This is a genomic window from Clostridium estertheticum (assembly GCF_026650985.1).
GTDB classification, from domain to species: domain Bacteria; phylum Bacillota; class Clostridia; order Clostridiales; family Clostridiaceae; genus Clostridium_AD; species Clostridium_AD estertheticum_C.
On sequence record NZ_CP086239.1, the window covers coordinates 5164702 to 5183128 of the forward strand.

At 30.0% G+C, this 18427-nt stretch carries 18 protein-coding genes; 13 read left to right on the forward strand and 5 right to left on the reverse strand.

The genetic code is table 11. From position 1 onward, the window contains the following. Positions 1-78 precede the first annotated feature (78 nt). From cls to LL038_RS24630, 8 genes are all read left to right on the forward strand, one after another. Positions 79-1560 carry a cardiolipin synthase gene (gene cls / locus LL038_RS24595; protein ID WP_216123901.1) on the forward strand — a complete coding sequence of 494 codons (1482 nt, stop codon included), beginning with the start codon at positions 79-81 and terminating at the stop codon, positions 1558-1560. A gap of 136 nt (positions 1561-1696) precedes the next feature. Beyond that, positions 1697-2428 carry a glycerophosphodiester phosphodiesterase gene (locus tag LL038_RS24600; protein ID WP_216123900.1) on the forward strand — a complete coding sequence of 244 codons (732 nt, stop codon included), beginning with the start codon at positions 1697-1699 and terminating at the stop codon, positions 2426-2428. 179 nt (positions 2429-2607) lie between these two features. Continuing rightward, positions 2608-3528, forward strand: coding sequence for a carbohydrate ABC transporter permease (locus LL038_RS24605; RefSeq protein WP_268055956.1), 921 nt, complete (start codon positions 2608-2610; stop codon positions 3526-3528). Next, positions 3528-4349 (forward strand): carbohydrate ABC transporter permease, encoded by an 822-nt coding sequence (locus LL038_RS24610; RefSeq protein ID WP_216123899.1) that lies wholly within the window; start codon positions 3528-3530, stop codon positions 4347-4349. Before LL038_RS24605 ends, LL038_RS24610 begins: the two co-directional genes overlap by 1 nt. A gap of 36 nt (positions 4350-4385) precedes the next feature. After that, positions 4386-5750, forward strand: a complete 1365-nt coding sequence (locus LL038_RS24615) for an ABC transporter substrate-binding protein (protein WP_216123898.1) — start codon at positions 4386-4388, stop codon at positions 5748-5750. A 320-nt stretch (positions 5751-6070) separates the two neighbouring features. Continuing rightward, on the forward strand, positions 6071-7795 hold the full coding sequence (locus LL038_RS24620; protein ID WP_216123897.1) for an ABC transporter ATP-binding protein: 1725 nt from the start codon (positions 6071-6073) through the stop codon (positions 7793-7795). Continuing rightward, a complete protein-coding gene (locus tag LL038_RS24625; RefSeq protein ID WP_216123896.1) occupies positions 7796-9643 on the forward strand; it encodes an ABC transporter ATP-binding protein in 1848 nt (615 codons plus the stop codon). Between the two features lie 158 nt (positions 9644-9801). Continuing rightward, entirely contained in the window at positions 9802-10671 is an 870-nt protein-coding gene (locus LL038_RS24630; protein ID WP_216123894.1) for a methionyl aminopeptidase, read from the forward strand. A gap of 82 nt (positions 10672-10753) precedes the next feature. On the opposite strand, the gene LL038_RS24635 is transcribed toward LL038_RS24630, so the two are convergent. The 4 genes from LL038_RS24635 to LL038_RS24650 form a co-directional block, all read right to left on the reverse strand. After that, complete coding sequence (locus tag LL038_RS24635; protein WP_216123892.1) at positions 10754-11110, reverse strand: YtxH domain-containing protein; 357 nt, start codon at positions 11108-11110, stop codon at positions 10754-10756. A 61-nt stretch (positions 11111-11171) separates the two neighbouring features. After that, positions 11172-12572 (reverse strand): amino acid permease, encoded by a 1401-nt coding sequence (locus LL038_RS24640; protein ID WP_216124071.1) that lies wholly within the window; start codon positions 12570-12572, stop codon positions 11172-11174. Positions 12573-12589: 17 nt separating this feature from the next. Continuing rightward, a complete protein-coding gene (locus LL038_RS24645) occupies positions 12590-12787 on the reverse strand; it encodes a hypothetical protein (protein WP_216123891.1) in 198 nt (65 codons plus the stop codon). Between the two features lie 29 nt (positions 12788-12816). Beyond that, entirely contained in the window at positions 12817-13446 is a 630-nt protein-coding gene (locus LL038_RS24650) for a hypothetical protein (protein WP_216123890.1), read from the reverse strand. 389 nt (positions 13447-13835) lie between these two features. Between LL038_RS24650 and LL038_RS24655 the strand changes: the two genes are divergently transcribed. Together LL038_RS24655 and LL038_RS24660 are read left to right on the forward strand one after the other, a co-directional pair. Further along, the gene (locus tag LL038_RS24655; protein ID WP_216123888.1) at positions 13836-14540 is read left to right on the forward strand and encodes a hypothetical protein; all 705 of its coding nucleotides are present in this window, start codon (positions 13836-13838) and stop codon (positions 14538-14540) included. Positions 14541-14690: 150 nt separating this feature from the next. Next, positions 14691-14882, forward strand: coding sequence for a hypothetical protein (locus tag LL038_RS24660; protein ID WP_216123886.1), 192 nt, complete (start codon positions 14691-14693; stop codon positions 14880-14882). A 302-nt stretch (positions 14883-15184) separates the two neighbouring features. On the opposite strand, the gene LL038_RS24665 is transcribed toward LL038_RS24660, so the two are convergent. Continuing rightward, entirely contained in the window at positions 15185-15364 is a 180-nt protein-coding gene (locus tag LL038_RS24665; RefSeq protein WP_326493450.1) for a zinc ribbon-containing protein, read from the reverse strand. 230 nt (positions 15365-15594) lie between these two features. Between LL038_RS24665 and LL038_RS24670 the strand changes: the two genes are divergently transcribed. The 3 genes from LL038_RS24670 to LL038_RS24680 all read left to right on the forward strand — a co-directional run bounded on the left by LL038_RS24670 (position 15595) and on the right by LL038_RS24680 (position 18045). Continuing rightward, positions 15595-16452 (forward strand): MurR/RpiR family transcriptional regulator, encoded by an 858-nt coding sequence (locus LL038_RS24670; RefSeq protein WP_216123882.1) that lies wholly within the window; start codon positions 15595-15597, stop codon positions 16450-16452. 153 nt (positions 16453-16605) lie between these two features. Continuing rightward, positions 16606-16986: a L,D-transpeptidase gene (locus LL038_RS24675; RefSeq protein WP_375293014.1), complete on the forward strand. Its 381-nt coding sequence runs from the start codon at positions 16606-16608 to the stop codon at positions 16984-16986. Positions 16987-17166: 180 nt separating this feature from the next. After that, a complete protein-coding gene (locus LL038_RS24680; protein WP_216123879.1) occupies positions 17167-18045 on the forward strand; it encodes an aldose 1-epimerase family protein in 879 nt (292 codons plus the stop codon). Positions 18046-18427 lie beyond the last annotated feature (382 nt).

Here is an 18427-nt window from a genome sequence, read left to right on the forward strand (position 1 = left end):
ATAATACTAGTTGAAGTATAATAGTGATTGGGTAGGTTGTACTTAATCACCTAAAATATAATATTTACGGGGGACAACATGGATTTATCAACTATTTTTTTAATATTTATATATGTATTTAATATAATGTCTGTTTTGAAACTTATTTTTATAAAACGAAGTGATACGAGAGTTATATTCGCATGGCTTTTAGTATTCTTTTTTTTACCTTACGTTGGTTTTGTTTTTTATTTCTTGGTAGGTAGTAAATATAAAATGCGTATTATGTCAAAAAGGTATGGGATGGGTGAAATAGAAGAAAAGTACAATAAAGTACTAGAGAAACATATTCATAATATTGATACGGATAAAATACAATTTAGAGAGGTAGAAACTGAAAAATACAGAGATTTGATTACCATGAACTCAAAAAATATAATGTGTTATTTTACTCAAAATAATGAAGTAGAGCTTCTATTAAATGCTAAGGAAACATTCTCTATGGTTTTTGAAGACATTAAAAATGCTACAAAAAGCATTGAAGTAATGTATTATATTTTTAAAGCAAAAGATAAAATTGGTAAAGAATTTATATCTCTTTTAGAAGAAAAGGCAAGACAGGGAGTAAAAGTAACTTTAATATATGATGGGATTGGGTCTTTACATACTCATATGAGTGATTTTAAGGAGTTAAAAAAAGCTGGTGGGCATGTGTACAGATTTTTGCCATCTATCATAAAAAGTTTATTGCTTATAAATTACAGATTACATAGAAAAATAGTTATTTTAGATGGTAAAATCGCTCATACTGGTGGAATTAATGTGGGTGACGAATATTTTGGTTTGAAAAAAATAAATAAACCTTGGAGGGATACAACGATACGTTTGACTGGTTACAGTGTACTTTCATTTCAAACAAGGTTTTGGTCTGATTTGATTTTTTTGCAAAATCAAAGCTTTAGAAAGATAAATAGGGCTAAATTAAAGTTCGATGAAAAGTTATTAAAAAGTTTTTATGACCCTATAGAAGAAGGTAATATAGGAGTTCAAATACTCTCAAGTGGTCCTAGTAGTAGAAATGATTCTATAAAAGATAGTTATGTTAAGATGATTACCACTGCAAAAAAATACTTATATATTCAAACACCATATTTTATTCCAGATAAAACTATATTAGATGCGCTAAGGATGGCAGCTGCTGGTGGTGTTGATGTTAGAATAATGCTTCCTGGTATACCAGATCAAAAACCTATTTATGCCGTTTCCTTATTAAATGTGGCAAAACTCTTAAAGTATGGAGTAAAGGTATATCTGCATTCAGGTTTTCTTCATGCTAAAACACTTGTTATAGATGATCACGTCTCAACAGTAGGAACTGCAAATATTGATATTAGAAGTTTTAGTCTTAATTATGAAATTAATGCATTTGTTTATAATAATGAATTTGCAATTAAATGTCGTGATACATTTTTAAATGATATCAAAGATTGTACAATATTTGATATTGAAACTTATTCTAAACGTGGTTTGTGGAAAAAGATCTATGAATCTGTTTGGCGTTTTATTACTCCTATTGCTTGAAACTTAATTAACATTGTTTTAATCTGTTTGTAACAATGTTAATTTATAATGTAATTATAAGTGAATTTAAAATAGTAATATTTATTTTAATAGTTTATTATGCTAAGAGAGTGAGAATATAATGGGAGGTATTTATATGGTAATTAATTATGCACATAGGGGTGCTAGTGGCTATTTTCCTGAAAACACAATGCTTTCTTTTAGAAAAGCGATTGAACTTGGGGCTACTGGTATTGAAACTGATATTCAGATGACTTCGGATGGAGTACTTGTACTTATTCATGATGAGAATGTAGACCGAACCACAAATGGAACGGGACTCGTAAAAGATTTTAGATTTGTTGATTTAAATAAATTGGATGCAGGTTCTTGGTTTAATGATAATTATAATAATGAAACGATACCTACTGCTGAGCAGTTAATTATTTTAGCTAAAGAAAATAACATATTATTAAATTTAGAGATAAAAAATGGTGAAGTTATGTATCTAGGCATTGAAGAAAAACTTATAGAGATGATTTATAAATATAATTATGAAGACAAAGTAATATTATCTAGTTTTAATCATTACTCTATGGTACATTGCAAAGAGATTTCTAAAGAAATAAAAACAGGCCTTTTATACATGGCCGGACTTTACCATCCAGAAGCATATTGTAAATATACTGGGGCTGATGCTTTGCATCCATATTATATTTCAATTAATAAGGAAATTATTGATGACGCAAAAAAAGAGGGCCTTTTAGTAAATCCTTTTACAGTGAATAGTGAAGAATCTATGAAAAAGTTAATTGAAGCTGGAGTTAGCGGAATAATTACTAATTATCCGGATAAATTAAAGAAAGTTTTAACAAATATTAAAAAGTAAATACTAGGTTAACTAAATACAAGAACTCTGTTGTTTATTAAAACAATGGGGTTCTTTATATTTTAAAGATTGCAAAGATTCACTTAACTTAACCTTAACAATAATTACCTTTTTCCTTAACATATAGCATCTACAATAGTAATTGTAATATTAATATATGAACTAGAAGGGAGAATATAGTGAGTGAAATTATTTTAACGAAAAAAGAAGTAATCAAACTGGAGTCAAAAGCGACTAGGATAGGTTTAAAAAGAAAATTAGAACCATATGCATTTTTACTTCCAAGTTTATTGTTATTTGGTTTGTTTGTTTATTATCCATTTTTTAAAACTTTATATATGAGTTTTAGTTTAACAAATGCTCATGGAGAATTCCAGGAATTTATTGGAATTCAAAATTATATAGAGATATTTACTTCAGCAGATTTTATAAATAGCCTAGTTGTGACAATGCAATTTGTTTTTATTACAACTATTCCATCGGTAGTTATTGGTCTTTTTTTAGCACTGCTTGCAAATAATAAAGTAAAAGGAATTGGCATATCTAAGGTAATGTTTGCTGTTCCAATAGCAGTATCATCAGCATCAGCATCAATTATTTGGGGGATAATTTTTCATCCAAGTATAGGAATGCTAAACAATATTTTAAAAACAAGTAGTGGGTGGTTAATAGACCCACATTGGGCTCTCTTATCTGTTGCGTTTGTAACCATTTGGATGAATATAGGAGTAAACTTCATATTTATTTTAGCAGGACTAAAAAATGTTCCAAAGGAAATACTTGAAAGTTCATCTATTGATGGGGCAAGATATTTTAGAAAATTATTTAAAATTATTATTCCAATGATATCACCTACATTATTTTTTATGGTATTTATGGATATTATGAATGCATTTCAATCATTTGGACAAGTAAATATATTAACGAATGGTGGACCTGGAAATTCAACAAATGTATTGGTATTTTCTATTTATAGAGAAGCATTTTTTAATGGTAGGTTTGATACCGCATCTGCGCAGTCAATTATACTATTTATTCTTATGTTTGTTATAGCAATGTTTCAATTTAGTTATGAAAAGAAGGGAGTGCATTACTCTTAATGGAAAATAAAAAAAGCAATATAATTTTACTTTTAACAAATCTTGCTGTCGGATTACTTATTATTTCTCCAATTTTATACGCACTGTCAGTAACATTTATGACGACAGATCAAATTCATACTATGCCACCAAAGTTCTTACCTAAGAGCTTTTTCCTTGGTAACTATAAAGAGGTAATTGCAGCGATTCCTATATTTAGGTTTATATTTAACAGTTTGGTAGTATCGACAGCTGTAACTGTTGGGCAAATAATAACTTCTTGTTTTAGTGCTTATGCTTTTGCATTTTATGAATTTAAAGGGAAAAAAATTTTATTCATAATAATAATTGCTACAGTAATGGTTCCCGGAGAGGCAATTATTATATCTAACTATTTGACAATAAGTTCATTAAATTTACTAGATACATATACAGGACTCATATTGCCATATTTAACATCAGCTATGGGGATTTTCATGATGAGACAATATTTTTTAACAGTTCCTATAGAACTTAAAGAAGCTTCAATCATAGATGGGTGCACTGGGCTTCAGTTTTTAACTAAAATCCTTATGCCTATTTCAAAACCTATAATTGGATCACTAGGAATTTATATGTTCCTATTAACTTGGAATCAATATATGTGGCCTTTGCTTATAACAAGTAAACCAGAGATGAGGACAGTTCAAATTGGAATGACTATGCTTCAATCTTCAGAAGTACAATCATTTGGTATGATGCTCGCAGGAATTATAATAATCATAATTCCATCTATATTTATATTTATAATTGGTCAAAAACAACTAATTGATGGAATGACGTCAGGGTCAGTTAAAGGTTAATAATAAAAAAACATATATTTTAAGGGGGATTTATTAATGAAAAAAAGACTGGTTTCAACAATGCTTGCAGTTATGGTTTCGGCTTCAATGTTAAGTGGGTGTGGTAGCGAGGCTAAGCAAGCAAGTTCTAAAACAGTAACAGGTGCTAAAGCAGAACATGTTAACATAACATTTTGGCATGGGATGGGGGGGAACCTAGGAATTTCACTTAATAAATTGGTAAAAGATTTTAATGATTCTCAAAAAAACATCACGGTTACTGCTCAATTCCAGGGTGATTATGATGCAGCACTTAACAAATTGAAAAGTTCTCAGTTAAGTAATTCGGGCCCAGATGTTATGCAGTGTTATGATATAGGAACAAGATATATGATTGATAGTAAGGCGATAGTTCCAGTTCAAGATTTTATTGATAAGGAAAAATATGATACCTCTACCCTTGAGCCAAATCTCCTCGCATATTATACAGTAGATAAAAAATTGAACTCTATGCCTTTTAATTCTTCAACACCAATACTTTACTATAATAAAACTGCATTTAAAGCTGCGGGACTTGACCCAAATACTCCACCTAAAACTTTAACTGAAGTTGAAACTATGGCAAAGAAACTTTTAAAAAAGGATGCGTCAGGTAAAGTAACTCAATATGGATATGCAATGCCTATATATGCTTGGTTTTTTGAACAATTTATGATTAAGCAAGGCAAAAATTATGCAAACAATGGTAACGGAAGAACCGGAGCTGCAACAACAGTTGAATACAACAAAAATGGTGGTGGACTAACTGTGTTAAATGAATGGAAAAAGTTAGTTGATTCAGGTGATGTAGGAAATTTCGGACGTAAAACCCAGGATACTCAGAATGCATTTATGGCTGGTAATACAGCAATGTACTTAGATTCAACGGCATCTCTAAGTTCAGTTTTAACTGGAGTGAATAAGAAGTTTGAAGTAGGGACAGGATTTTTACCTAAAGTTAATAGTATAGACAAAGGTGGTGTTTCTATAGGCGGGGCGTCTCTTTGGATAATGGATAAAAAAGATAAAGCAAAACAGCAAGCATCGTGGGAATTTCTAAAGTTCATGGTATCAGCTAAGGAGCAAGCGTATTGGAATGCAAATACTGGATATTTTCCTGTTAATAAACAGGCTTATGATCTTAAAGAGGTTAAGGATAATTTAGTCAAATACCCACAATTTCAAACAGCTATAGACCAATTACATGCATCTACTCCTGATTCAAAAGGAGCATTACTCGGTGTGTTTCCAGAAGCAAGAGCTGCAACTGAAACAAACATTGAATCTATGCTTGGAGGAAAACAAACATCACAAGAAGCTTTAGATAATGCAGCAAAAACAGCAAATAGTGCCATTGAAAAATACAATAAAACTAATAAATAAATTTATTTATAACAAAGTGAATTAGAAGTATTTCTAAAACCCGTAAAATTCAGAAATGGATATTGCGGGTTTTTACGTCTCTATACTAAATGCAATTAATTAAGCTTTAGTTAAATCATCTCCTGCAGAGCTGTTAAATCATCCCCTGCGGAGCTGATTAATGTGATAATAATGCATTCATGATTTATAATACAGTGGGAATCTATAATAATATGCTGTATAATTTATACAGGTCTCGGATTGCTGAGTGGGAGAATTAATTTAATAGTCAATAATTATTAAAATTTTTAAAGTCATGTCGCAAGAAGGGGGAAGTTATTTTGGGGTATCTAAAAGTGTATGCTCATAAGTATGGTATAGGATTTTGCATAGCAGTATTTTTTGTAATACTCGAGGCATTCTGTGATTTGATGCAACCAATGATTATGTCCAAAATTGTGGATACAGGAGTTGCAAATAAAGATTTGAATTATGTAATTCAAATGGGAGTTATTATGCTTGTAATTGCTGGATTTGGAGCAATATTTGCAAGTATTCGTAATGTTATGGCAAGTAATGTTTCACAAAAACTTGGAACAGAACTTAGATCTGATTTATTTAAAAAGATTCAAGGATTTTCTTTTGAGAATATTGATAAATTTGAAGGAGCTACTCTAGTTACAAGGCTTACAAATGATGTAACTCAGGTTCAAAATTTTATTAATGGACTTATGAGGATATTTGTTAAAGCGCCAATTGTAGGTATCGGAAGTATTATAATGGCAACAAGATTAAACTTAAAACTATCTATGATTTTGTTTGCTATTGTACCAATTGCAGCTATTCTTATATATTTTAATATGAAAATTGGATTTCCATATTTCATTAAAGTTCAGAAATCACTTGATAGCGTTAATGGAGTTATGAGGGAGTATTTATCAGGAGTAAGAGTAGTTAAAGCTTTTAATAGATTCGAATATGAAACAGAAAGGTTTAAAGACAAAAATACCTTGCTTACGAAGTCTTCTACTAAAGCTATGAAAATAACATCGGTTTTCACTCCTATCATTGGACTTATAGTAAACGTTGGTATTATATTAGTGATTTGGATAGGTGGAATATATGTAAACAAAGGAAGTATGCATGTAGGAGAAATAATAGCATTTACAAATTATATGACGCAGATATTATTCTCACTTATGATGGTAACTAATGTTTTTACAATGTTTGTGCGCGCTAGAGCATCTTCAGAGCGTATTAGTGAAGTGTTCTGCGAAAAAAATAGTATGGTTAATGGAAAGAAAATTATAGATAATTATAAAGAGAGAGGAAAAATTGATTTTAAGCACGTATATTTTTCATATAATAAAGACAAAGAGCCTATATTAAAGGACATATCATTTAGTTGCCACTCGGGAGAAACTGTTGGAATAATAGGATCAACTGGTTCAGGCAAAAGTACGCTTGTGAATTTAATACCTAGGTTCTATGATGTAATAAGTGGAAAAATAAAAGTTAATGGTGTAAATATTAAGGAGTTAGATATAAAGTCATTAAGAGAAAAGATTGCTGTAGTACCACAAAAGGCACTTCTGTTTTCTGGAACAATATTAGATAACATGAAATGGGGAAGTGAGAATGCAAGCATCGATGAAATTAAGGAAGCACTAAAAGTGGCCGAGGCTTTTGATTTTATTGATAAACTTCCAGAAGGTTATAATGAAAAGATTGGCCAAGGTGGTGTTAATTTTTCTGGAGGACAAAAGCAACGGATATCTATAGCAAGAGCGCTAGTGAAAAAAGCTGAAATTCTAATACTTGATGATGCAACTAGTGCGGTTGATACAGATACAGAAGTGAAGATAAGGAATAGCTTGAAAAAATATTCTAAGGATCTAACTTGCATTTTAATAGCTCACAGAATAACTTCTGTAATGAGCGCTGACAAAATAATAGTAATAGACAATGGGGAAATAAAAGCGATTGGAAGTCACTCAGAACTTTTAAAGAATTGTGAAATATACAATGATATCTTCCTTTCTCAAATTGGAAAGGAGATGATGTAGATGCCAGGTAATAAATATAAGGATGATAATAAAAGCGTTTCTATGCCATTTAATGGTGGTAGAGGCGGAAGAAGAAATATGGCACCAGTAGTAAAACCTAAAAATTTCAGAAAAACTTTAAGAAGGCTGTGGAGTTATTTTGGAAGTGAAAGAAAAACATTAATAATAATATTTATATTTATAATAATAGATTCGGCTATTGTACTAATAGGTCCATATCTTATAGGGCAAGCAGTAAATGCTATGTCATCTAATAATGGAAAAGTAGATTTTAATCTACTAAGTATAATAGTAATTGTATTATTAGTATCATATCTGGCAGATGCGGCTATAAGTTTATTTCAGGGATTTGCCATGGCAAGTTCTAGTCAAAGAATAGTTAAAACCATGAGAAATAACTTATTTTTAAAACTCCAAAAGCTCCCAATGGCTTTCTTTGATTCAAATAGTCATGGAGATATTATGAGTAGACTGTCAAATGATATTGATAATGTTAGTTCTACTATTTCTCAATCTGCGATTGTATTAATGTCAGGCGTTATAACAATACTCGGGTCATTTATTATGATGATAATTTTAAGCCCTATATTAACCCTAGCAAGTTTAATTACAGTACCTTTAGTATTTCTGTTAACTCGCTCCATTACTAAAAAGACAGGAAAGCTTTTTAAATCTCAACAAATGGAACTTGGAAAATTAAATGGACAAATTGAAGAAACTATATCTGGAGTTTATATAGTAAAAGCTTTTAACCATGAAGATAAAACAGTGAAAGAATTTGATGAAATAAATCAAAGATTGTGCAAGGTTGGATTAAAAGCTCAAATATATTCTGGATTCCTAATGCCAATTATGAATGTTATAAACAATATTGGATTTGCGGCAGTAGCTGGAGTGGGTGGAGTTCTAGCAGTAGATGGCATAATTACAGTAGGTGTAATTGCCAGCTTTTTAAGTTATTCAAGGCAATTTGTACGTCCACTTAATAACTTGGCAAACATATTTAATACACTCCAATCTGCCGTTGCTGGAGCTGAAAGAGTATTTGAAATACTAGATACGGCGGAAGAAACAGAAGATGTAAAAGAGCCAAAGGAGCTTAATAAATCCAAGGGACATGTTAAATTTAGTAATGTGTATTTCGGGTATAGAAAAGATGTGAACATTCTTAAAGAAATTAGTTTTGAAGCACGTCCTGGTGAGAGCATAGCGCTTGTGGGTCCAACAGGGGCAGGTAAGACTACAATTGTAAATTTGCTTACAAGATTTTATGATGTAACGAGTGGAGTAATATATATTGATGGCGTTGACATAAGGGAATATACAAGAGATAGCCTTAGAAGATGTTTTGGTATAGTGCTTCAAGATACCTACCTTTTTACAGGAACTATCAAAGAAAACATAAAATATGGCAATCTAAATTCCTCGGATATAGAAATTGAAAATGCAGCTAAAATGGCAAATGCACATGAATTTATAAGGAGACTTCCAAGTGGGTATGAGACAGTACTTTCAGAGAGTGGAAGTAATCTTAGCCAAGGACAAAGACAACTTTTGGCTATTGCAAGAGCAATACTTACGAATCCATCTATATTAATATTGGATGAAGCCACTAGTAGTGTTGATACTAGAACTGAACTTAGAATACAGGAAGCTATGCTCAAACTAATGAAGGGTAAAACGAGTTTTATTATAGCACACAGACTAAGCACTATAAGAGATGCAAACAAAATAATGGTTATAGATGATGGACAAATTATAGAGATGGGAAACCACACGGAGCTTATAAATAAAAAAGGCAAATATTATAACATGTATTTTAATCAATATAATAATAGTGATGAGTAGTAAGTTAAGAGAATGGCACACTAACTAAGAATTATTTTTGAGGATAGGACGGTATATGATTGCTTTTTCATGGTAGAATTATTAGATGATAGATTAATTGGATAAGATTTATTAATAATCATATCCATAGTTAAAATATTAATATAGGAGAGTGTATAATGATTTTAAGTAACGATGATAAATGTTGGTGTAAAAGTGGACTAAAATATAATGAGTGTCATTTAGATTTTGATAAAAAATTACAGGTTTTGAAGAAACAATGTTGCACAGTTCCCAAAAGAAAGCTTATTAAGAATAAAGAGCAAATTGAGGGAATAAGAAGGAGTGCTGAAATAAATAATGGTATTTTAGATTTAGTTAGTGAGACTATTAAAGCAGGAATGACTACAGAAGATATTAATACACTAGCTCATGAATATACAATATCTCGAGGTGGAATTCCAGCTACTCTTAATTATGAGGGATTTCCCAAAAGTCTTTGTACATCAATAAATGATGAAGTATGTCATGGAATACCAAGTAAAGATGTAATACTTAAAAATGGTGATATTATAAATGTTGATGTAACTACTATCCTTAATGGATATTATTCAGATGCATCAAGAATGTTTATGATTGGAGAAGTAAGTGATGAAGCTAGGAAGTTAGTAGAAATTACAAAGGAGTGTCTAAATAAGGGACTAGAAGCAGTGAAACCTTGGGGCTTTTTAGGGGATATAGGAGCAGCGATACAAGAATATGCACAGAGTAATGGATACTCAGTAGTTAGGGATTTTGGAGGACACGGAGTTGGATTACAGATTCATGAGGACCCATTTGTTTCTCATTGTGGAACTAAAGGAACAGATATGATTTTAGCACCAGGAATGGTATTTACAATTGAACCAATGATAAATGTTGGAAGTAGTAAAATATTCATTGATGAAGATAATGGATGGACTGCATATACAGCTGATGGAGCTCTTTCAGCACAATGGGAGAATACAATTCTTGTAACTGAGGATGGTATAGAGATAATATCAAAATAGATAATATAAAAACACCACACTCCTTAAAGAATGTGGTGTTTTTATGTTTATAATCTCTTACTTAAATATCTATTTTATAATATTATTTAGATGAAATTTCGTCATCTGCAACAATATCTTTTGAGCTTTTTTTAGCATTTAAGTATTCAGAAATTTTTGTTTTAGATTCTGTTACACTACTTTTAACATCTGTAACTTTATTGTCAATGGTGTCTTTAAGTTCTGTAGTTTTATCTTTTATATTGTTTGTAATATCTTTTGATGACTTAACAATATCCTCTCTATTTTCCTTACCGGATTTTGGTGAGAAAAGTAAACCACCTAACAATCCACTAAGACTTCCTGCTACTGCTCCAATAGCTACTTTTTTAGCAGTTTTAATTTTTGCTTGTTTTTGTATTTCTATTTTCCTATTTTTAAACCAACTTGAAAATACCATAATTATTTCCTCCTTCAAATTTTAAATACTTATTATTTTTTAATAAATGTAGATTTTAATATTATGAATTTGCATCACTATATTGTCTTGGTTTACTATGTTGGAGTATACTATGATGCCTACCATATAAAAAGTAAATTGCTAGCCCAAGTGATAACCAAATTATAAATCTAATCCATGTTTCTAGAGGTAATGCTGTCATTAAATAAACGCAAGCAATTATAGTTAGGATAGGTATAAAAGGTACCCAAGGACATCTAAACTTTCTTTCAGCATCTGGCATAGTTTTTCTTAGTACTATAACACCGATAGATACAAGAATGAAGGCAAATAATGTACCTATGTTACATAGCTTTATTATCTCCTCTAGGGGCAAAAGTCCTGCCATAATAGCAGCTATACTACCTGTGATTATTGTGCAAAGAGTAGGTGTTTTGTGAACTGGGTGAACCTTTGAAAATACCTTTGGAAGTAGTCCATCTCTTGACATAACCATAAACACTCTGATCTGTCCATAAAGCATTACAAGTAATGTTGAAATCATTCCTATAACTGCACCTGTTCCAACTAGAGCAGCTCCCCAGTTAATACCAAAACGCTTCAATGCATCTGGAATAGCATTATTCTGACTAATTTCTTTAAATGGAACCATACCGGTTATAACAATTGCAACTGTAACGTAAAGCACAATTACAACTCCTAGGCAAATAGCAAGTCCACGAGGTACATCTCTTTTTGGATTTATGGTTTCTTCAGCTGCTGTCGATACTGCATCAAAACCAATATAGGCAAAGAACATTATTGAAGCACCTGCCATTACACCTTTCCATCCAAAAGGAGAAAATGGTTTATAGTGAGCAACACTAATATGAAATACACCAAGTACTATAAATAAAATAATTACACCAATTTTAATTAAGACTATGACGTTATTTAGCTTAGCACTTTCTTTTATTCCTATGAATAATATCCATGTTACAAGGCCTACTATGAAAACGGCTGGTAAATCAATAATCCCACCGGCCGATGGTCCAACAGATATTGCTTTAGGTAAATCTATTCCAGCAGAGTTTAACAGCCCTACAAAGGTTCCTGACCAACCGGAGGCAACTGCAGCGGAGGAGACTAAATATTCAAGCATTAGATCCCATCCTATAATCCAGGCTATAATCTCACCAAAAGCAATATATGAATATGTATAAGTACTACCCGCTACTGGAAACATTGTAGCAAGTTCTGCATAAGTAAGGGCACAAAGTCCACTTGTTATTGCTGCTACAATAAATGATAAAACAACTGCCGGGCCTGCCATATGGGCACCAACACCTGTTGATACAAAAATTCCTGTACCAAGAACTGCACCTATTCCAAGTGCTGCAAGGTCAGTTGATGTAAGATTCTTTTTTAAATCAGTTTTTTTGGCAGCTTTAAGTTCCATTTTCAGGGACTTTTTCTTCCACATTCTCTTCCAAATAAGTTTCAAAATATTTGTCTCCTCGCGTATATTATTTTCTTGTAATAATTATTTAAAGCAAAAGATAGCTTTTTAAACATATGTTTCTTTGTAGACACTTCATCATTTATAACTTCTGTTTCTGAAAGAATTTGATCATATATTATGTCTTTATCACTCAGTTTAATTATTCCTTGAAAAAATTCCCCAGTGAGTGTAGTCATATTACTCCCCTCCTGTTTTTTTAAAAGAATTATTCATATTTCTGCATTAATCTAAGCACTTCAATGGATGCATCAAATCTTTTCTGGACATCATCACTTTCCATAGCATTTTTTATAGTTTCTATAGCCAATGGTAGCAAATTTATCAAGCTTTCATGTAAATCAATGTTGTCGGTAGTAGTTTTCATATCAGATAAAAACGCCTTAAATTCATCGATACGATGTTTCAGATGTGCAACATAATTTTGCGCGCCTAATGATTTTCTAACAGCCTCAGGTAAGCTAGATCTACGAATAGGGTTGTCCTTATTAATAAATTCAACTCTTCTTTGATGAGGATAACCCTCAGCTACTTTAGTTGCATCATAATAATATGGACTTGTAACTTTTGCAAGATATATCTTATCTCCATAAGGGATAATACATAGGTCACCAACTTGAATATTGTTTACAAATTGATTGATAACTCCGAGCTTAACATTCGAACAGGAATAATTATTCTTAGCAAGCTCTGTAAGAAGAGTATTTTTAGGCATACCTGTTAAGTCAATTAAATTACTCCAACCTATTGCAATTATGTCATTTTCTAAAAATTCTTTTAATCTATTAATGTTTTCAGGATTGGTTCTTACCAACCATAAGTCATCAAAATCTAACAATATAAACCCTCCTATAATTTATTTATTATTACTACTATACAACAAAACCAACTAAAAAGCAACTAAACTCTACTAAAAATTACTAAATCATTAAAATGGTAAGAATGTTTATTTTAGTAGAATCGTAAACCGTAGAGCTTTAAGACAGTGTATACTTAAATGATAATAACCCAGTACATTGTTTGGGTCTTCTATTTTTGAAAAGCTTAGTTACACGCCCTAAGAACATTGGAATTATACCTATAAGATAAATATAAAATTAACTTCAAGTAAAATTTAAAAACCCTCTAATAAATCATACATATATCGTATATAAAAGAGAATTGATAAATATGGGATAATGATTAATAATTGTTATCTACATAAAAATGATATGAGGAGGAATTAACATGAAACATGCAAAATTAAGTTTATTTGTACTCGCTTTAACATTATCAATAGGTGTATCATCTGGGGTTTATGCTAGTGAACGAAATAAAGATGCGAATTGCGTAAAACCAATGGCTGTAGCACAAAAATTAGATTTAAAAAATGAAAAAACTCAGCAAGGTGATGTAAAATCCGTTAAAAATCATACATATAAGAGTCATAAAGACATTAAAAATGGAAATGCAAATAAATGTGATAAAATTAAGCCAGGTATTAGTGTAGAAGATAAAGCAGCTTTAAAAGTTAAAATGGATAAAATAGAAACAGTTAAAGATGCTAATAAAGTTTTGAAGACTACAATTGTTAAAAATGCAGAAGCAGTTAAGGTAGAATTAAAAAGAATTGAAGATAGTAAGATAGCATTAGATCCATTAGTAAAAACTGAAGCTGATTCAGTTTTGTTATCGGTAAAAGATGTCACTACTAAGAAAGTTTGTGTAAAGCCAGCAATTACAGCAGTTGTACCAGTCAGTGTCGTTGTAGTACCTGTAGTACCAATAGTTGATCCTATAGTGCCGGTAGTACCAGTAGAAAAAACTTACTTTGAAAAATTAAATGAAAGATTAGATAGTGTATTTGAACAATATACAAAAAAGAACACAGAGTTAACTACTTTAGCAAATAGACTTTTAAGTCTTTTAAATGCTTTAACACTTATAAAATAGAATAGTTACAAAAAAATAAAAGTCTTGGATTAATTCAGGACTTTTATTTTTAAATTCTTAAGTTAAATATTAAAAGAGTCTTTTAATATTTACTTAACTGTATCTTTATAGTATGATATGTATATAAATAAATTATTGGAGGTAAAAAACATGAAAATAAAAAAAAGTAAATCAATGACAATAGATATGAATGTTTTACAATTAAATTGTAGAAAATTTACAACTTCAGAAATTGGACGGGGAATAGGAATTAAACCTGCTAAAAAAGGAAGAAGAAGTTACAATAGAAAACAAAAACATCAAACTGATGAGGTTTACCATAAAACTACCTACTTAATGTAGACTATTTGCAAGTATAGTTGAAAATGTTGAGCTTGGTAAACCTCTAGAAATAATTTAATAGTAAAAATAAAGCAAAGTTATACTTCGGTATGGCTTTTTTATATTATGCCTTATTTTAATGATAACTTTGTTCAAGTAGCTAATACATTCAATTTTAAGGTTATACTACCCATATTATTATTATTATTATTATTATTATTATTATTCACTAATATAGAATAAGTCACGTTGTATGAACTTTAAGCTATGAATATGAAATGGGGAAGGTGGATATTATAATTCAGATTCCCTATTTATTTATATTAAAGTTTTCTATAGTTTGTTTTTTTACATTTAGGACATGGAGGTAAAGTATCAGTAGTATCATCTAATATTACCTTTTGCCCGCAAATTTTACAAACATATTTTCCATTCCCGGGTTTTTCACCAGTTGAGTGTAGCATATGTAACTCACCTCTTTTTTTTATTAAATTATTGCCAATGTAATTTTAGCATAGTAAAATTATTTTAACAACACTATAGGATGAAGGAGCAGTAGTTTTAATGTTTTTAGCTATTTATAACAATAAATACATAAAGATTACATAAAATGAATAATTTATTGAAACCGAGTTCAATAGATGATAAAATGAAATAAAAATTCCATGCTATCATCTATTGAATATTTTTATTTTAGTTAGTTGGAATTGATATAGAAAGGGTTGAACTGATTATGGAAAATAGTAAACAAGATTTGATGAGAACTATTCAACTTAAACTTCCACGTTTAAGTAAAGGTCAAAAACTGATAGCCGAATATATTCTAAAACATTATGATAAAGCAGCGTTTATGACAGCTGATAAATTAGGTGAAAGTATAGGAGTTAGTGAATCAACTGTTGTAAGATTTGCAAGCGAGTTAGGATTTAGTGGTTATCCTAAACTACAAAAATCTCTTCAACAATTAATTAGAAATAAATTAACAACTGTGCAAAGAATTGAATTATCTAATGATTACATGACCCAAGAAAATGCACTAAAGAGTGTATTAAAGGCTGATATGGAAAACATTAAAACCACTTTAGAAAATATAAATTATGAAACTTTTGATGAGATAGTTAATTCACTATTTAAAGCTAAAAAAATATATATAATTGGGCTAAGGGACTCATCTTCATTAGCTGAATTCTTAGGCTTTTATTTAAATTTTATTTTAGATAATGTTAAGGTAGTTGCATATGGTGTTAGTGACATATTTGAGCAGTTGCTTAATGTTGATGAACAAGACATAGTGATTGGTATAGGGTTTCCTAGATATACGATGAGGACAATTGAGGCTTTAGACTTTGCTAAAAGCAAAAATGCCAATATTATAGTAATTACAGATAGTTTATTATCTCCATTAGCGGAGAAGGCTAACTATACTCTAATAGCACAAAGTAATATGACTTCCTTTGTTGATTCCTTAGTAGCGCCATTTAGTGTAATAAATGCGTTAATCATAGCTGTTGGATTAAGAGAAAAAGAAAAAATTTCAAGTACGTTTTCTACTCTAGAGAATATATGGGAAGAATATAAAGTTTATAAATAAAGAATAGCGTTATGTAGACTATCTTTAGTGATGTTAATAATCACTGTTATATCTATTAAGCATAATAAATTAGTATAATCTATAGTTTTGGTACAATTTATATTTTTCAACATATTATAAAAAGATTACTATATAGTTGGAGGAAATATGTTTATACGCTATTATAATTATGATGAACAAAGTCTTTATCGTGCTATTAGCTATAACATTATAGTTAATGTTGATGCTAAAAAGCTAAATTTATTTAAGGAAGGAAAGTTATTTAAGACATATCCTATAGCAACAGGTAAAATTACTACACCTACACCTAAGGGAGATTTTAAAATTATAAATAAGGCCTCCAATCCAGGAGGCCCATTTGGTGCAAAATGGCTTGGGCTAAATGTTCCTGGTGGAGACTATGGAATTCACGGTACTAATAACCCAAGTTCTATTGGTAAGTCTGTTTCTAATGGATGTATAAGAACTTATAACAAGAATATAATTGAAATTTATAATTTAGTACCCGTAGGAACTCCGGTAAAAATTGTGTGAAAGCAAAAATACTAACATAATAATTTTATGTTAGTGTTTTTTGATTCTTTTAAAATCTTTTTTTATTAATATGATTTAACACTAATTGATTTATAATATTAGCAACATGTACATGAATAAGATATAATTATTAGAGAATGACATCTATTAAATAAAAGTATATATGGGAAGGGGTATTTGATGATTTATTTTTTAGAAAATTCAACAATTAAAATAACAGTTAGTACTCAGGGAGCAGAACTACATTCTATAACTGGGAAAAAAGAAGGAACGCAGTACCTTTGGAATGGAGACCCGAAATATTGGAAGTATCATTCACCAATTTTGTTTCCAATTGTCGGAAATCTAGTAGGTTCAAAATATAGGATTGATGAAAATATATATGAATTGCCATCTCATGGATTGGGTAGGATATCAAATTTTAAATTTATAGCACAAACGAATAATTCAATTACTTTTGAACTAAACTATTCTGAAGATACTATGAAAAGATATCCATATAAATTTTCATTACATATTAACTATACAATTGAAGCAAATACAGTTAAGGTAACGTACACTGTTATAAATTTAGATAATAAGGATATGTCATTTTCAATAGGTGCACATCCTGCATTTATGTGTCCTATTGAAAAAAATGAAAAAATAGAAGACTATTATCTTGAATTTAATGAGAAAGAAACAAGCGATAGAATGGAAATAACTAAAGAGGGGTATTTTTCACATAAGAGAAAAGAGGCTTTAAATGATACTGATATCATGATTTTATCAAAAGAGTTATTTAAAGATGATGCTTTAGTATTTGATGATTTAAAATCAGATAAAATAACTATAAGATCAAGAAATCATGAGAAATCTGTATCAGTAGAATTTAAAGGATTTCCTTATATGGGAATATGGTCACCAAAAGGTGGGGCACCATTTTTATGTATAGAACCTTGGTTTGGACATGCTGATTATGAAGATTTTACTGGTCAACTTAAAGAGAAAGAGGGCTCAATTTTATTATCTATAGAAGAAGAGTTTAAATATAGTTATAAAATATCTATTGTAGAATAACATATTATAGATATTTTAAATAATTGAAATGTATATAAATAAAAAATAGAGCAATTTTAGTAGCTATCATTATTTAAGTTTATATACTTGAGTGGTGATAGTTTTTGTTTTTATAATATAATCTGATAAAACCATTAATGATGTAATATTACAAATATTAAAATCATTTTACCATGCGTATCCTAATGCGGTATATTGAAGAATTTAGACATATATGTAGAAATATAGAGTTAATCTTATTAGAATCTATTTATGTTAAAAGTGACCTTACATATATATGATAGAATATTCCTTGTCGTCACATAGAAGTGGCGCACTAAACTAACTGTTAATTACAATTTAATAGATTTTAAATAAAAATTTATTATAAAGAAGTAGTTGA

What these genes read in the sequence shown, in the direction of transcription:
- cls (WP_216123901.1), top strand. Translation starts at nt 79, where the DNA reads ATGGATTTATCAACTATTTTTTTAATATTTATATATGTATTTAATATA.
- LL038_RS24600 (WP_216123900.1), top strand. Translation starts at nt 1,697, where the DNA reads ATGGTAATTAATTATGCACATAGGGGTGCTAGTGGCTATTTTCCTGAA.
- LL038_RS24610 (WP_216123899.1), top strand. Translation starts at nt 3,528, where the DNA reads ATGGAAAATAAAAAAAGCAATATAATTTTACTTTTAACAAATCTTGCT.
- LL038_RS24615 (WP_216123898.1), top strand. Translation starts at nt 4,386, where the DNA reads ATGAAAAAAAGACTGGTTTCAACAATGCTTGCAGTTATGGTTTCGGCT.
- LL038_RS24625 (WP_216123896.1), top strand. Translation starts at nt 7,796, where the DNA reads ATGCCAGGTAATAAATATAAGGATGATAATAAAAGCGTTTCTATGCCA.
- LL038_RS24630 (WP_216123894.1), top strand. Translation starts at nt 9,802, where the DNA reads ATGATTTTAAGTAACGATGATAAATGTTGGTGTAAAAGTGGACTAAAA.
- LL038_RS24635 (WP_216123892.1), bottom strand. Translation starts at nt 11,110, where the DNA reads ATGGTATTTTCAAGTTGGTTTAAAAATAGGAAAATAGAAATACAAAAA.
- LL038_RS24640 (WP_216124071.1), bottom strand. Translation starts at nt 12,572, where the DNA reads ATGTGGAAGAAAAAGTCCCTGAAAATGGAACTTAAAGCTGCCAAAAAA.
- LL038_RS24645 (WP_216123891.1), bottom strand. Translation starts at nt 12,787, where the DNA reads ATGACTACACTCACTGGGGAATTTTTTCAAGGAATAATTAAACTGAGT.
- LL038_RS24655 (WP_216123888.1), top strand. Translation starts at nt 13,836, where the DNA reads ATGAAACATGCAAAATTAAGTTTATTTGTACTCGCTTTAACATTATCA.
- LL038_RS24660 (WP_216123886.1), top strand. Translation starts at nt 14,691, where the DNA reads ATGAAAATAAAAAAAAGTAAATCAATGACAATAGATATGAATGTTTTA.
- LL038_RS24670 (WP_216123882.1), top strand. Translation starts at nt 15,595, where the DNA reads ATGGAAAATAGTAAACAAGATTTGATGAGAACTATTCAACTTAAACTT.
- LL038_RS24680 (WP_216123879.1), top strand. Translation starts at nt 17,167, where the DNA reads ATGATTTATTTTTTAGAAAATTCAACAATTAAAATAACAGTTAGTACT.